The organism is Sphingobacterium sp. JUb20 (assembly GCF_004342035.1).
Taxonomy (GTDB): Bacteria; Bacteroidota; Bacteroidia; order Sphingobacteriales; family Sphingobacteriaceae; genus Sphingobacterium; species Sphingobacterium anhuiense.
Genome location: NZ_SLYV01000002.1, coordinates 1 through 15,381 on the forward strand (window position 1 = coordinate 1; position 15,381 = coordinate 15,381).

Consider the following 15,381-nt stretch of genomic DNA (forward strand, 5'->3'; position numbering starts at 1 on the left):
CCGGAAAAGTAAATGTATTTTTTTGAAGAAAAGTGGTGAAATACTTTTGCTAAAAATTGATGAAAGTAAATTTGCTATTTACAAATGTACTTTACGTGATGATAGCAATCCGTTTGCAGTGGTTGTGCTGACGACCTTATTGGCAATCAAGAATAAAAAAGTAAGTGATGAAAAGCTGAAGGATATTAAGTTAGGCTTGTATGATGAGATGATGAAACGTGAAATGGATAAGAAGACTCGTCAAGGACTTTATAATTTTTTGACATATTACGTACGCTTTAATAATCAGGAGAATTTCATTATATTTGAACAAGAAATTGAAAAAAAATTAGGGAGGAACAGTATTATGGGCACTCACGAATATTTATTAGATAAGGCGGAAAAAGAAGGAATTGCTAAGGGACGTCTAGAAGAGCGCGCTAAGCTTAAGGTAGAAAAACAGAAAGCCGAGCATGAAAAAGCGATTTCCGTTGCATTAGAGTTTAAAAAAATGGGTTTACCTATAGCTGATATTGCTAAAGGTACTGGACTTTCTATTGAAGAAGTCGAGAAATTATAAAATTATTATATATTATACAGATAGCCGATTGGGATGACCTTTCGGCTTTTTTAATTATAGCTTAATCTGCTTTACTTTCATCGGTACCATTTCAACCCTTATCACTCACTTTCATTTCCTTCGGCTGGTTTCGGTAACAAACCAATAACTGGACGCTCGCCCTCATCGTAGAATTGTCCATAAGACAATCCATGATGCCTACTGAAAGTAAATCAACTTATCGTGAACTATTCGAAATTTATATGGTTCTAGGCCGAGTGCAAAAGTAAGATTGTGAAATTTGAGCTATCGTCATTTAAGTAGACCTGTGTATAAAAAAAGTACTTCAAAAATATCGAAGTACTTTCTGTTATTATAGGTAGATGAAAAATCAAGTGAAAAGCAACTAAGATTTACAATTTATTCAATCTTACTTAGTGGCTGATAAATCTTTGGAAATAGCCTTTTTATTAGCAAGTCTCTTTCTGACAAAAAGAACAACTTGAATAATATTTATTACTATTACAACTCCATATATAAAATGCAATACGATCATAAACTAAATATACTAAAAAGTTTTAGTTTGCAAAGACTTCCCTTTCAAGAACATGCTGTTCTAGTTCAAGGAAATCAAAGTTGTATGTTTTTTTTTATTTTTCTATTGCTAACCCCTATTGATGTTGTGGTAATGTACTTTCACACTTAGTAATAGATTTACCTTTTGTTTTGAAGTAGTTATTTTAATAGCTAATTCAAGATTGTCTCTTGTCCATCCGTTTTCGACTATTGCTCTGCAATAAAATATAGCTATTTCGATATTTTTTATTTTGGTTACAATAAGTCGATTATGTCCCCATGGTATTTGTGCCACAGGGTGTGGCAGAAAGTCATATTGTTGATTATAGAATAAGTACCTTTGACGTATAGCATAAAGATTTCGTCTGGAAAAACCATTAATACTACTAAAATTCAGTCTAACGCTTTTTCTAATTATGATTCGCTAGATTTCATATTATTTTTTTTCTTCTTTCTCAGGGATTATAATATTCCATTTTACATTTTTTATTCTGTCTCTAATTTTTATCAACGAGTCTAAAACGGTATCACTATTTGGTAGTGCCCCATATACTAGATTCCCAAATTCATTTGTGTACGTATTTTCTAATTCCTTCCAAGTTTCTTCAGTTTCATGGAATATCTTGGCTTCTTTAGGATGAATTTCTAACCATTGATTGTTGTTTTTAAAACTCGCTACATCATCTTCTCCAACAAGTAAAAGCATTTCTTCAAATTCAGAGCTCTCAAAAAAATCTAAAATTGCTGGAACTTGTAATAACTGATGTAAATCGTAAGTATGTCGAATTTTATTTCGCAAGTCAGTGATTGGATGTTCTCCGTAAGAAAATCGAACCAAACTCATTATTTTTTCGCAAATAGTTCTGTTTACATGCAAAACCTGAACTTCAAAAGGTAATATGTGATGTTGTTCGGCAATTTGATATTGTCCTGCTAATTCCATCATTTTAAAAATATAGGAGGAAATAGTGGTTTTGTGAAAAGGTTCGTATCGCCCTAGCCAAGTAGCTTCAACAATAATGTTTTCTCTTACTTGTCCGTATTTTCCAGTAGTCGTTTTTGGATAGCTATAAGCGATTTTTCTAAGCATTCCGACTTTATGGGTAATACCTTCTTCGTTAACTTCAGTTAATTTCGTTCCAACAAGATTTGTTATTTTTTTTAATTTTTTATTTAATTGATTTCCACCTTCACCTTCACGTTTCAAAACTACTAAATCAATATCTTCAGAGAATCGCTCAATTAAACCAAAACATTTTGATAAGGCAGTTCCTCCTTTAAAAACGGTTTCTGTTCCTATTGAATCATGGAAAATTAAATGAAGGACATACGTAACCCAATAATCCTTTTCCACATAAATGGGTAAAATTCCCATTTTTTGAGCTGTAAAATCAATAGATTGTCTGAATAATTTTATGTCATTGTGTAACTTCATAGTAAATTCCATTTTTCGGATGCTTTCAAAACACTGCCAACACCTGATAGTTTATACTTTGTAATTGGATTTAAGCTTTTCTGCAGCACTTCTTGAAATTGCATAATTCCTATTTCTTCCAATAAAGCACCTAAAAGTGCTCTTGTGGCGGGTTGATATTTTTGAGATAACCGTACTAAAGTATTTGTTTCTTTTTCGCTGAGATTTTTCAATAGCGTTATAAACTGTAAACAGGCGGATGAAGCATCGCTGTCAGGGATTTTTTTGATGTAACGAATAGCATCTAATAGTTGTAAAAGCGGAATATTTTCTTTTGTAATAGTGTTTTTTTGCTTGATAAATTTAATAATGTAGCGATCTCGTTGTAGAACTGGACGAATTTCGTTCCTGCCAATCTGAATTGTATTACTAACCTGCGTAGTTAATCCCAATTGATTGTAAATACTATAGCCTGTTAGATAACCAATTATTTTCCCATCATCTTCGAGTAAATCTTTTACAACTTGGAACTGGTTAGGCTCTAAATTTCCAAACGGAGTACTTTCGGGTTTGTAATATTTGCCTTTAGCTAGTTTAGCTATTTTACCAGAAACAGCCATTCTATTTAAAGCTTTAATGACTGCTTGTTTTTTATTCACCTCTGTAGTAAAATCAGTATGGGTGAAGACATATCCTTTGGGAAGCCGATCTATAGTATTCGCTATGTATTCAGTAGTTTTCATGCCTTTTTATTTACTGCAAATATATGGTTTTGTCCAGTTTATTATATAAAAAACTGGACATTTTATATTTTAAGTTATAATGTCAAGTTTTACTTATAGACTTCCTTAATAACAATATTTTTGTTAAGAATATTTCTCCTTTGAATCAAAGAATTGGTCAAGTCAGTTGTCATATTTCAATTAATAAAATTCTAAGATAAATATATATAAATATTTGATAAATAGGATATTGGAAGTGATTTTGTGGGGAGTATTTTGTTATGTCTCCGACATTGATGTCGGAGACATAAGTGTTTTATTACTTCGTAGAACAATCCATAATGTCTGTTGAAAACAATTTTGCTAGTCTAAATATTGAAACTATAAATTCATATATATAACTTATTTAGTTGCACTAGTCTGATATCAACAGTTGCAGTTTATCAAATAAAGCAATGAACTCTTTGAAATGAATCGGATCGAGTTCCTTTAGGTTTTCTGCAAATTTTCGCTTTTTCCCTTTGAAAAGATATATCGTTCCTCCTCCTGGCATTGCTTCTTCTGAAAAATAAGTTTCTATGAAACTAGGGGCATTAAGAAATAATGATTCAACTGTTAAATGCGATTTTTCCTCGAAAGTTTCATGATCGTTTTTTAAGACAAGTTTCTTTATTTTTTGATCTTGTGTTGCTGGTAATAAGAGAAGGAAACCATTTTGACCGTTATTGCGCGTTAGACATTTAGCAGGATCAGTTTCCATTAAATGTGGAAACTTCTTTTCCCTTTTCCAGTTAGAATAACCTGCCAGATCGAAATCGAACACTGCTATCAATTTTTTATGAGGAAATTGAATAAATATTCCATCAGGACGCTGATCTCCTTCATTAAAAAGTGACCCTAAAAAATTTGCAGAAAAACAATCTTGGATAAAAAATGGCATACTCTGATCTGGATAAAGTTTCTTCCATGCTATTTCGAGGATTATTTTATCTGTGATTCCCTCTGTAAATACAATATGTTTATCTGTATTTTGTAAATTATAAACGATCCCTAAATTTCCATCTTCCATAGTTATTGAAGCCAAGCCGTCGCTCAATGCTTGTACTGCTTTATTTCTATCTTCTTTTACGGGATATCCTAATGAACGGTCCATCCTATAAATAGAATTTGGTGGCGACAGAGCGATTGTGGATGGCGAATGGGTAGTTAAGATGACTTTAACTTTTTGTTCGTTAACTAATGTCTCCTGAATGACATTGATAAATAGTTGTGTTAAGGACGGGTGGAGATGGGCATCAGGTTCGTCAAATAAGATAACTTCAGGAAAATTACCATTACTTGACGCATGATATAGTACAAAAATTAAAGCCATTATTGTTTTTTCTCCAGATGAAAGACTACTAATTGGTACTGGTTTTCCATTCTCATTATCTACGAAAGTAACAGGAGGAGGTGTTTCTTCATTATTTGACGGTAAATATTCTGCTTTATATTTGAATTTAGCCTTAATAAGCATTTCGTTAAACACATCCCATGGAGTAGAAATGTTTTCTGTCAATGCAGGATAGTACTTCTGTTTTAAATGGAACTGATGAAAGAGTAGATCCAATGCAGAAGAAAAGATATGGGTAGGAACGCTATAGAATATTAGAAAATCCAAAAAAGTTAAATTATCAATATTTTTTTTTGTTTGTTGAGCAAGATTTTTTAATTGGTTTAGCTCAGAAGAATTGGTTTTTTTGAGTGATAATGGTGAAATAGCGTTTGGATTTGTATGTAAAGATCTAGCAAATAGTTCAATTGAACTGTTTAGTGCTACTAATTCAGCCTGTTCATTATCAAATATTTTGCCCTTTATTGAACTGAAACATTTTGAGATAGGATGTAAAATGTTCCATTGCTGCTTAATTGTCTGTATGAGTGATTGATTTTCAGTGTATTCAAATTCTGAACTTTTTAATCCGGGGTAGGAATAATGGATATCTTTAAGTTCTAACCCTTCGTTGGAGATCATGGGAAAAATCATTTGGGAGTCTATCCCCGGATTGTTCATCATCTCAAAATCATGCCTTTCCCAATAACCATGTGCATTGTCCCGAATACTTTCTAGGAATTGTGTTTTACCAGAACCATTTTCTCCAGTTAATACTGTTAGATCAGGTAAAAATATGTTGAATTGTTCTTTTAGTATTTTGCCGTTGTCTAATATGTTAATAATCATAAGAAAAGTTGGTTTGGTTTAATTTTTATTAATTGGTAGAACTTTAAGGAACACCAGTATTATAATGCTTCTTTTATTTTCAGTTGTGTTAAGCTTTTTTGATCTTTTCCTAATACAAATTCTACGCACCCCATTTATTTAGAACCTTCGCTCACATGATCTGGCTTAGGTAACTCTATTATAGGACGTTCGCCATCACCGTAGAAGTATTCGAAAAGTTGACTTGGTTTGAGGTTGAAAGCAATAGCTAAACCGTTAACGTCTTCTGGATAAGCATTTTTATATTCACCATTAAATAACTTTGTCAAACGGTTATATTCAATCCCAGTCGCTTTTGAAAGTAATTTCAGATCCCCAATGTATGTTGAAATAAAGTTATATATCTTGTTATTGCTTTCCGGGAAGAGATTAAGTCCCGATGATGATTGTTTTGGAAAAAGGGTGAAGCAAACGGTATCAATATTTAAATTTAATAGTTTGATTACGAGATAGAACGTTTTTCCTAAAACTAAATCTCTACTCCCTAATAATTTGTCGATTTCTTTCCCAAGTCTTCGCTTTTCACTGTTACTATGTGTGTGTTTTATTTCGTTAAGAACAAAATCTCTAAATGTTAAAATATCTAAATAGCTTATAATCATTTATTTAAATTTATTTTTAATAAAAACATTAAATATATTTTATGTTTTGGTATTATATTTTTATATTTGGCTTATAATCAGTTGTTCTGATTTCAGTCTCGTCAGATAAAACCAGCAATTTTAATTGACACGAGGCCTTTAGGAGCATATTGTCCCAATTTTGTATATTTGTACAATCTTTGGGAAAAGCTCCTACTGGAAACCGTGTCGGTCCTTGCTGGTACCATTTTGGCGGTGGAAAGTAGGAGCTTTTCCTTTTTTATAATTAAAGCTCCAATTTCTTCCGCACGAGACTTTATTTTCATTAACCAATGTTTTATTAACCGAATAATGATGAAAAGTAAAGAGTCCAGAAATCCAATTTTACGTCTGTCGATCCAGGATCGGGCAGGGCATAGCGCTATAAATGCGTTGATAAAAAACAAGCTTCGACAACCGGAATAGTTTGTCATCCATTAAAACCAAAAGGGCGTATCTACCTGTGATGGGCAATGAATAATGGCGATAATAATATAGAGCCATTTTAACTGTCCGATCCCTTGTTGGTTTTACCGATTCATAGCTTCAAAATCAGCGCAAAAGCAATAGGATTTCGATTCCTTAAATTTTCACACATTAAAAGTAACGAATATTTTATTGCTAAACAACGATTAAGCTTTTATTTGTATAGATTTTCTGTATAATATGAATCGGTTTTTATTCAAATTATATAAAATGCAATCACGAAGAAAAATTTTAATACGTACTGAAGACATATTATTGCATTTTTTCCATCTTATTTTTTAACTGTTAAGCTGTTAATAGCAGGTTGCTGGATTTCTAGAGTCCAGCCTGCTAAAATATGCTTAACGTAACACTTAATCGAATGCTAAAAAATAGCAAAAGGGAAAGCTATGCGCTGTCCCCAGAGGAAGAAATGTTTTCGTACCAGTCTAAAAAACGTATTCCAATCCTCAAAAAACCTGTTATGATAAGCCTTTTACCGGAAGGAGCTTTTAAAAAGCGAGTCGTGGAATCGACAAAAGAGCCAGTCCGCAACCGACTTAAAGATAGAACTGACGAGCGCCCGAAAGATCGCTACTATTCGTATGTGCTTGCTTCTAAAAAGGAGCACGAATCATACAGCGCGGTGGTTCGTGATGAACGCAAGGATGTGCTCCGCATATCACTGGTGAATATGGCTATTTATGAATGCTATTTGTTTGCAGTGGGATTGCCGTTGAGTTTTCCGACGGAACACATTATCGTGCACGGTGAAGATAAATCCAAGTTGGTACCGCCAAGAACCAATAACTATCGGAAGCAGTTGTCTGCCCATAATGATTTTTACGACTATGAGCTCACCGTACCTGCCGATACGGAAAGAGAGCAGTATAGTCAGCGGATATTGAACGATCTGAATGAGCACTTTCAACTGGAAGTACATATCGAGAATCTTTCGGTCGTGAAAGACAGTAGGTCTTTTATGACAGATAAAGGTGAATCAATCGAGCTTATTTGGGAAAAACAGCCAACTATGATCATGAAAACGAAAATAGGGGCTAAAGTAGGGAAGACTTATCCAATGTTAGCGGAGAGCAATTAAAAGTAAAGTTTCAGTGTTTATCGATCCCCTTTCTGCCGAGGGCTAAAAAAGACTTTAGAATCAAGTCTCCCTCGGTATGAACTGGAGTATGGGCACATTATGTCTAAAAATATGATTAAAATACATATAAAATATATAAGCAAGCTCTGGAGCTATCTCCAAAAGCTGATGCGGTCTGGGGGCGAAGGTTTTCTGTTGGTTGGGAAGATGATGATGGTGATGCTGTTGGTAATGGGTGTTAAGGAAGGAAAGGGACAGGAGATTAAACCTCTAAAAAGTGGTGAACTTATTCCAGATGCCGTTTGGCTTACTCCTTTACACTTAAACTATTTGAATGGTGAACAAAAAACCATTACTTTTTCCGATCTCAAAGGTAAACTGATACTTTTTGATTTTTGGGCTACCACATGTCCTTCTTGCATAGAAGGGATTCCGAAAATGGAAGATTATCAAAAGCAATACACGGATAGCATAGTAGTTATATTAGTGAATAGCAAAAGGAATAAAGATACACCCCAAAAGATAAAGAATACTGTAGAAAGATATAAAGAAAATTATGGTTACACGATTGCTCTACCCACATTGTACGATGATACTTTGTTCACACAATTGTTTCCACATAATACCATTCCAAATGTAGCATGGATATCGCCAGAGGGTCGGTATTTAGCTAATTCGTTCAGTAGTTCGGTGAACGCCGAACTTATCAGAGACGTGTTGCAGAAGGGTACTGCCAATATACCAAGTGTCAATATAGTTCGAAATCGTGATCGAAACACCACACCGCCGTTAATCGATACTGTAGGCGTGAAAATGTTATCTGTCTTTACAGGTCATGTCAAAGATTATTTAGGAGTTTATCCAAATCTCATCCATAATCATGGAAATTCATTGTATCAAATTGGTAATTATAGTCTGTCTTTTATTCTTGGGCAAGCATACGCAGAGGAGCTGAAAGGTTTCAATTGGGTAGACTATGCATTTGATCCTAAATTGGATAAGGGATTTAAACGGGGATTATTCTCAGATGATGACGTCTTAAACAATTATTGGTATCAGCTCTATGTAGCGGATACTATCACACAAAAGGATGCTGTTTCAATGTTACGAAAAGATATAGCAAGATATTTTAATGTCGAAGTAATTAGAAAGAACGGAAATATTGATATCTATCATATCACAACTGGAAAGGGCATTGAAAAAATAAGATCCAAGGGTAAAATGACCATGATTTCACCTTTTTTAGATCATACTCCAATTAAGCTTCAGAATGTTAAAATCCGATCATTGATAATCATGCTTGCGAAATATTTTGATAGACCGCTAAACGTTGACATAAAAGATGATTTAAATATTGATATCATTTTACCACAGGGGTTTCCCAATCTCCCTTTGGAGGAGAAAATAAATTTATTGCGGCAGCTTGGGTTTACAATTACAGCCCAAACAATACATAGGGAATATCCATATTTTCAAAAGACCAATTAACAGACTTACTTTATGAAAAGATTTATTTATATACTGGCCATCGTTCATTCTGTATTTACTGTACATGGACAAGATGTGGGAAAGTCGTGGATCAAAGGAAAAGTATATGCTGCTGAGACCAATTCACGCCTTAATAATGTCAATGTTCGTGTGAAAAATAGTCAAAATATCGCCTCTACAGATTTCAAAGGTGACTTTTCATTGCTTGTGACCTCGACTAAGGACTCTGTATTATTCTCTTGCGTAGGTTATGCCGACAAGATCTTCATTGTTCAAGATCTTCTCAATAGTCCTCATATCTTCCTATCCAAAAAAGATAATTATTTGCAGGAAGCTGTTGTCAATACGGGCTATCAAACAGTCAAAACGAATGAAATGACAGGTGCTGTAGATGTTCTTACGACCGATATGATAGAACAACAGACCGGCACTAATATCATGCAACGGTTGAATAATATGCTGCCCTCAGTTAGATGGGATAATGCCCCAATACAGAATGGCGATCTACAAAAATTACCCATATCTGTGCGTGGACTCAGTACGATAAATGGTAACCTGGATCCTTTAGTGGTCCTGGACGGATTTATCTATGAAGGAAATATTGCTAACATAGATCCTAACAGCATCGCATCGGTGTCTGTACTCAAAGATGCTGCTGCGGCAGCGATATGGGGAGCCAGAGCTGGTAATGGTGTAATTGTGATTACTTCTAAAAAAGGATCATTTTCCGCCGAGCAGCTCTCAAAGATATCTTTTAACAGTACACTGATTTTTTCAGAAAAAACAGATCTCAATAAGCTTTATCAACTATCCAATAAAGACTACTTTGATATGGAAAAATACATTTATGACAATGGATATTATAAAAACTATTCATTATTGATGCCTTATCAAGCTTTGACTCCTGTGATCGATATTTTTGAAAGACGTAGAAATGGAACGATTTCAGCAGTAGATTCTACTCGGTTAATAGATGATATTTTGATGCAAAACGGTAGAAAAAATTATTCTTCCGCTTTTTATAATGTGCCTTTGACGCAGCAATATGGACTGAATGTATTAGGAGGGAACTTAACACAACGATATTCTTTGTCTGTAGGTTATACCGACACGCGAACAGAACTTGATGCTAGGTCAAAAAAGATTAACATGCAGTTGTCTAATAGTTTTCAGTTGTTGCAGCGGCTTCAGCTAGATCTCAGCATATTATATACCAATCAAAAGGATAGCGAGGGTAGACCTTCTTTTACATCATTGACCCATGGCGGAACAGCTGTACCTTATATGCAGTTCTTAGATAAGGATGCCAATGAGATTCCTTTTGAACGAGATTTTCGCCAAAATTATCTAGCGCAAAATTTTTCCAAAGGCTACCTTGACTGGGGCTACTTTCCGCTATCTGAATATAAGCATGCAAATGTAAATGGCCAGCTAAATGAATGGTATGGTACTGCAAATATGCGGTACAAACTTTTTTCGTTTGCAAATATCAATTTTGGCGCGCAGTTGCAAAATCAAAGGGTTGATAATGTAGGGTTAAATACATTAGATAGTTACGAAACGAGAAGTTATATCAATCAATTTCTAGAATATAATGCCATTGACAATACTGTCAAATATAATGTGCCATTGGGCGGGATCCGGAAATCTAATACCGAGGTGAGCAGTTCTTATACATTTAGAGGTCAGTTGGATGTCAATAAAAAATGGAAAAGGCATCTGATTAATGGTGTTCTGGGTGCAGAAGCGCGAGAAAATAAAATTAGTGGTGAGAGTATGACTGCATATGGTTTTACAGAGCGCCCTTTATCATCTGTACCGGTGGACTATACTGCTGTCTTTTTTACAAAGCCCAACTTTGGCATCCGGCCGATAGCAGGCGCCCCTGATTTTAGGAAAGTGAATAATCGATTTGTATCGATCTATGCAAATTTTAACTACGTTCTAGATGAAAAATACGCTTTTTCTGGGAGTTTCAGAAAAGACGGAGCTAATATATTTGGCGTGTCCAGCAATGATAAATGGTCTCCTTTATGGTCAGTTGGATCTTTTTGGGAAATCGGAAAGGAAGATTTTATTCAAAAAGAATGGTTAGACATGTTGAAATTCAGAATTACTTATGGTTATAGTGGAAATGTTGATCTTCGAAAAACACCGGATCCAATTGCCTATATCGGTTCTGCAAATTATACTAACCTACCCATGTTGCAGATCAATAATCTCAATGACCCTTCCTTGCGCTGGGAAAAAATAAGAACAATTAATTTGGCAATGGATTTTGCAATTCTAAAAAATAGGGTTTTTGGCAGTTTTGATTATTATTTCAAAAAAGGAAAGGACTTATACGGAATGAGTGATTATGATTACACTACTTGGGGATTTCAGGGCAATATCACAAAGAATGTTGCAAGTATGGAAGGGCAGGGGTATGATTTAAATTTAAATAGTAAAAATATCCAGGGGCGGTTCAATTGGACGACAAGGCTTGTTCTCAGTAGAAATAACAGTAAAACATCAGATTATTACAATGCTTTAAATAATAGTGTTTCTCAGTTTCAAGGAAATGGTTATACCATTCAGCCTGTTGTCGGTAGGCCATTGTATGGACTATCTGCTTTTAAGTGGATGGGGCTGTCAGAAGCAGGAGAGCCGCAAGGCTTTTTAAACGGTCAGGTAAGTACCGATTATGCTGCAATTATCAAAGATATCAATCAAAAAGGTGATGATAGTGATGCTATTTATTTTGTTGGAGCTTCGAAACCGCAAGTATTCGGAAACTTGATTAATTCATTTGGATGGAGAAATATCGGTATCTCTTTTAATATAAGCTATCGCGGTGACTACTATTTTAGAAAACCGGTAACAACTTATCACAGTCTTTTTAGGTTTGGAAGTGCTTATCCGGATTATGAACATAGATGGAAGTCTGGTGGCGATGAAAAGAAGACCAATACCCCTGTTATGAAATATCCTCAAGAATCACCATTGTCGGATAGCTTTTATGCAACAGCAGATATTAATGTACTGCGGGGTGATCATTTAAGACTGGAATATATTAACATCGACTGGTCTGAAAATTTTAGAATAAAAAATAAAGATATGCAACTAAAAATATATGCCAATATAAACAATCTAGGTTTATTGTGGACTGCAAATAAAGAACATATAGACCCAGAATTTCCATATAGAATGACTCCTCCAAAAATGTTTTCAATTGGTGTTAAACTCGATTACTAATTATAGATCATGAAAAATCAATTTTATTTCTTTAGGATTGGCTTGGTCATTACCACGTTAATCTCGCTATGTTCATGCGAAAAATATTTGAGTGTGCAGTCGAATGATCAAATGAAGATTGTGACATCTTTGAATGATATGCAAATGTTATTGGATGATACCAGAATTATGAATATGTCGCTTTCTTCTTTTGCAGAAGCATCTGCCGATGATTATTTTATTGATGATATAACTTACAAAACTTATACTGACACCGATCAGAAAACATACATTTGGGACAATTATAATTACTATTATAAAAATGATTGGGCTTATGCTTATAATGTAGTCTATAATTGTAATTTGGTTCTCCAAAAATTAAATGAGGTAGATCAAAATCAGAAAAATACCAAATTATTTGATGCAGTAAAGGGTACTGCTTTATTCTTTCGCGGCAATCAATATCTGAATCTGTTGTGGACATATGCCAAAGCATATGATCTGAATAATGCTAAAAATGAACTTGGTATTGTGCTCAGGTCAAATAGTGATTTTAATATACTTTCTAAAAGAAGTACAGTTGAAGCAAGTTACCAAGCCGTAATTTCAGATCTTCGTCAAGCAGAGGGATTATTACCTGATCAAAGTAACGTTAAAACGAGACCTGATAAGCTGGCTGTGTGGGGAGCATTAGCTAGGACATATCTATCTATGGGGAGATATGACTCTGCATATTATTATTCAGACCGATTATTAGCTGTAAATAATAATTTAATGGACTTTAACAACAGTGAAGATATTCAGCCCAATAATCAATATCCATTTAAATTGTTTAACAAAGAAACGATTTCTTATTTCGAACTGACCCCCAGTATACTGACAAGCCCGGGAAATATAATGGTGGATACGGCTTTGTTTAGTAAATACGTGGACAATGATCTTCGTAAAACATACTACTTCAAAATTTCAAAAAATGGGTACGCGTCATTTTATGGTAATTATTCGGGTAGCTATGCATTGTTCGGAGGAATAAGCACTGCTGAAATGTATTTAACAAGAGCGGAATGCGCCGCAAGAATGGGAAATATAAGCAGTGCAATTCTAGAGACCAATAGACTTTTACAGAAAAGATATAAGCTTAATACATACAAACCATTTGAATCAAATAAAAAAGACGATGTATTGGATTGGATTTTAATGGAACGTCGAAAAGAACTTTTGATGCGCGGTCTTAGGTGGATGGATATCAAAAGATTAAATGTTGAGGCCAGGGATATCAGTTTAAAACGTATTATCAATGGTCAAATATATCTGTTAAAGGCCAATTCCGAACGTTACGCTTTACCGTTGCCAAACGATATAATTAGACAAACAGGAATAGAACAAAATAGGCGATAAAATATGTTAAAAGAATACCCCTAGTAAATAATTTACTAGGGATATTTTTTGATATTGCTTGTTCGAGTTTCCTAATCTATATAGGGAATTGCTAAGTTGCAGTTCTTGTTTTAAATCAGTTTCTATTAACAGGGTTGAAAGGAGTTGTACTCGAACCTCCAGTTTTTGTTGGAATGTAATTGCCTGATGATGTCAGTGATGATCCTAAAGTGATTCGCGATGGATTTAAAGCTGTACCGCTTGAATTTAAATCTGTATGATCCACAGGGATATTACATGATTTTTGATTTGCGCCATCACATGTTTGACCATTTGGCGAAGTAGTCCACATCGATTCATCTTCGACCTGAGATTGAATAGCGGGATTACCTTGAAATTGAACTGTCACAGGAATTAATGATTTTCCTGATGTCATATTACTCGCTTTAAAAGCTGAGAAACCTCCGATTGTTCCAATTGCCAATAAGGCCATTGCGTTTGTTTTTATAAAGTTTTTTAAGTTCATTTTTCAGGTTTTTATTTCACGTGGTGGAAAAAAAACACGGTAAAAAAAAGTTATGTTTATAAATTGTAATTCATAATTGTTGCCTCTATCGATACCTAGGTATGATTTTGGCGGTTTTAATTGGTGTCAAAATACTTTAAATTGATACACCTGACTACTGGGGAAGGTGTTCATTTTCTGGGCCATCACAAATGCATTTGTTTTCATCCCGAATGGTCTGTTCTGTACTGTGCCGATTGAGATTAGGACTAGATACATGAGAAACAACCGCACGCTTTTGCTGTACCCCTCGCTATCACCTGGGGATAATAAAGCAGGACGAAGTATCAATGATCCCAATATAGATGCGCTCAATAATATCATATTCACAACCAGATGCCACTCCCAGGACATTTCATTAAATATTGACGAACAGGTACATGGACGCTTTTCATAAATTCCAGCTACGCCAAGACCTATAAAGATGGTAAAAGCCGATAGAAGTAAAATAGAACCCCAATAACCTAACCGCTGCATTTTGTTACTTCGAAAAGCCAGCAAGATACCGGTGAGTATTTCTAGCATTGGTAGCAGCCAAAATATAATGCCTATCGACCAGTCGGGCAGTGGTTGCTGTTGCAGGGAAATCCGGAAGTTCTGCCAGCTCCATGCTTTCTCCAAACCGACAAACAACCAGATGATGATCAGTAAAATACTGATGCTCGTACCTATGATATTTTTTACCTTGTTGTTCATGTTTCCTTATTCTTATTTTCGCTTAACAGCTTCCTTGTTTGTGATTTGGCGCGCTGCTATTTTCTATATAATACCACTGTGGTGTTTTCAGTAAATCCACAAGTGCTTCCCGCATATCGTGAGCTTGAATTTTTAATACCTCTTGTGAGAATCGATTGATACTAACGGTTGAAGTAACCAAATATATTAGTCCAATGATTACAATTATGTATAGGTTATATCGTTTAATTTGGTTTTTCATGACCACTTTGTTTTTGTTTGCATCTTTATTCAAAGGTAGTGCGTACTGAAAAATTCCATTTCGGCGATTGACGTATTTTGATTTCGGAGTTTTTTCAGTGA

13 protein-coding genes and 1 pseudogene are annotated in these 15,381 nt (G+C 34.6%); 5 read left to right on the top strand and 9 right to left on the bottom strand.

What is annotated here, in order from left to right; genetic code table 11:
• Positions 1-559 (top strand): annotated as a pseudogene (locus EDF66_RS03430) (hypothetical protein); the annotation flags it as partial.
• Positions 560-1,202: 643 nt separating this feature from the next.
• Here EDF66_RS03430 and EDF66_RS26560 read toward each other — a convergent pair.
• The 6 genes from EDF66_RS26560 to EDF66_RS03460 all read right to left on the bottom strand — a co-directional run bounded on the left by EDF66_RS26560 (position 1,203) and on the right by EDF66_RS03460 (position 6,417).
• Positions 1,203-1,535 (bottom strand): DUF1016 N-terminal domain-containing protein, encoded by a 333-nt coding sequence (locus EDF66_RS26560; RefSeq protein WP_132841259.1) that lies wholly within the window; start codon positions 1,533-1,535, stop codon positions 1,203-1,205.
• Positions 1,536-1,550: 15 nt separating this feature from the next.
• Entirely contained in the window at positions 1,551-2,549 is a 999-nt protein-coding gene (locus EDF66_RS03440) for a nucleotidyl transferase AbiEii/AbiGii toxin family protein (protein ID WP_132840641.1), read from the bottom strand.
• Complete coding sequence (locus tag EDF66_RS03445; RefSeq protein ID WP_132840642.1) at positions 2,546-3,271, bottom strand: DUF6088 family protein; 726 nt, start codon at positions 3,269-3,271, stop codon at positions 2,546-2,548. The genes EDF66_RS03440 and EDF66_RS03445 overlap by 4 nt, the downstream gene beginning before the upstream one ends.
• 394 nt (positions 3,272-3,665) lie before the next feature.
• A complete protein-coding gene (locus EDF66_RS03450) occupies positions 3,666-5,471 on the bottom strand; it encodes an AAA family ATPase (RefSeq protein WP_132840644.1) in 1,806 nt (601 codons plus the stop codon).
• 134 nt (positions 5,472-5,605) lie between these two features.
• The gene (locus EDF66_RS03455) at positions 5,606-6,112 is read right to left on the bottom strand and encodes a helix-turn-helix domain-containing protein (protein WP_132840646.1); all 507 of its coding nucleotides are present in this window, start codon (positions 6,110-6,112) and stop codon (positions 5,606-5,608) included.
• Positions 6,113-6,213: 101 nt separating this feature from the next.
• On the bottom strand, positions 6,214-6,417 hold the full coding sequence (locus EDF66_RS03460) for a hypothetical protein (protein ID WP_132840648.1): 204 nt from the start codon (positions 6,415-6,417) through the stop codon (positions 6,214-6,216).
• A 536-nt stretch (positions 6,418-6,953) separates the two neighbouring features.
• Between EDF66_RS03460 and EDF66_RS03465 the strand changes: the two genes are divergently transcribed.
• The 4 genes from EDF66_RS03465 (at position 6,954) to EDF66_RS03480 (ending at position 13,799) form a co-directional block, all read left to right on the top strand.
• Positions 6,954-7,697, top strand: a complete 744-nt coding sequence (locus EDF66_RS03465; RefSeq protein ID WP_132840650.1) for a hypothetical protein — start codon at positions 6,954-6,956, stop codon at positions 7,695-7,697.
• Between the two features lie 111 nt (positions 7,698-7,808).
• Positions 7,809-9,185, top strand: coding sequence for a TlpA family protein disulfide reductase (locus tag EDF66_RS03470; RefSeq protein WP_165902350.1), 1,377 nt, complete (start codon positions 7,809-7,811; stop codon positions 9,183-9,185).
• A 12-nt stretch (positions 9,186-9,197) separates the two neighbouring features.
• Positions 9,198-12,422, top strand: coding sequence for a SusC/RagA family TonB-linked outer membrane protein (locus EDF66_RS03475; RefSeq protein ID WP_132840653.1), 3,225 nt, complete (start codon positions 9,198-9,200; stop codon positions 12,420-12,422).
• Positions 12,423-12,431: 9 nt separating this feature from the next.
• A complete protein-coding gene (locus tag EDF66_RS03480) occupies positions 12,432-13,799 on the top strand; it encodes a RagB/SusD family nutrient uptake outer membrane protein (RefSeq protein WP_132840655.1) in 1,368 nt (455 codons plus the stop codon).
• A 115-nt stretch (positions 13,800-13,914) separates the two neighbouring features.
• Here the strand turns inward: EDF66_RS03480 and EDF66_RS03485 are convergent, their stop codons facing one another.
• The 3 genes from EDF66_RS03485 to EDF66_RS03495 all read right to left on the bottom strand — a co-directional run bounded on the left by EDF66_RS03485 (position 13,915) and on the right by EDF66_RS03495 (position 15,280).
• Positions 13,915-14,304, bottom strand: coding sequence for a hypothetical protein (locus EDF66_RS03485; RefSeq protein WP_132840657.1), 390 nt, complete (start codon positions 14,302-14,304; stop codon positions 13,915-13,917).
• A gap of 126 nt (positions 14,305-14,430) precedes the next feature.
• Positions 14,431-15,039 (bottom strand): MauE/DoxX family redox-associated membrane protein, encoded by a 609-nt coding sequence (locus tag EDF66_RS03490; RefSeq protein WP_132840658.1) that lies wholly within the window; start codon positions 15,037-15,039, stop codon positions 14,431-14,433.
• Positions 15,040-15,061: 22 nt separating this feature from the next.
• On the bottom strand, positions 15,062-15,280 hold the full coding sequence (locus tag EDF66_RS03495) for a hypothetical protein (protein ID WP_132840660.1): 219 nt from the start codon (positions 15,278-15,280) through the stop codon (positions 15,062-15,064).
• Positions 15,281-15,381 lie beyond the last annotated feature (101 nt).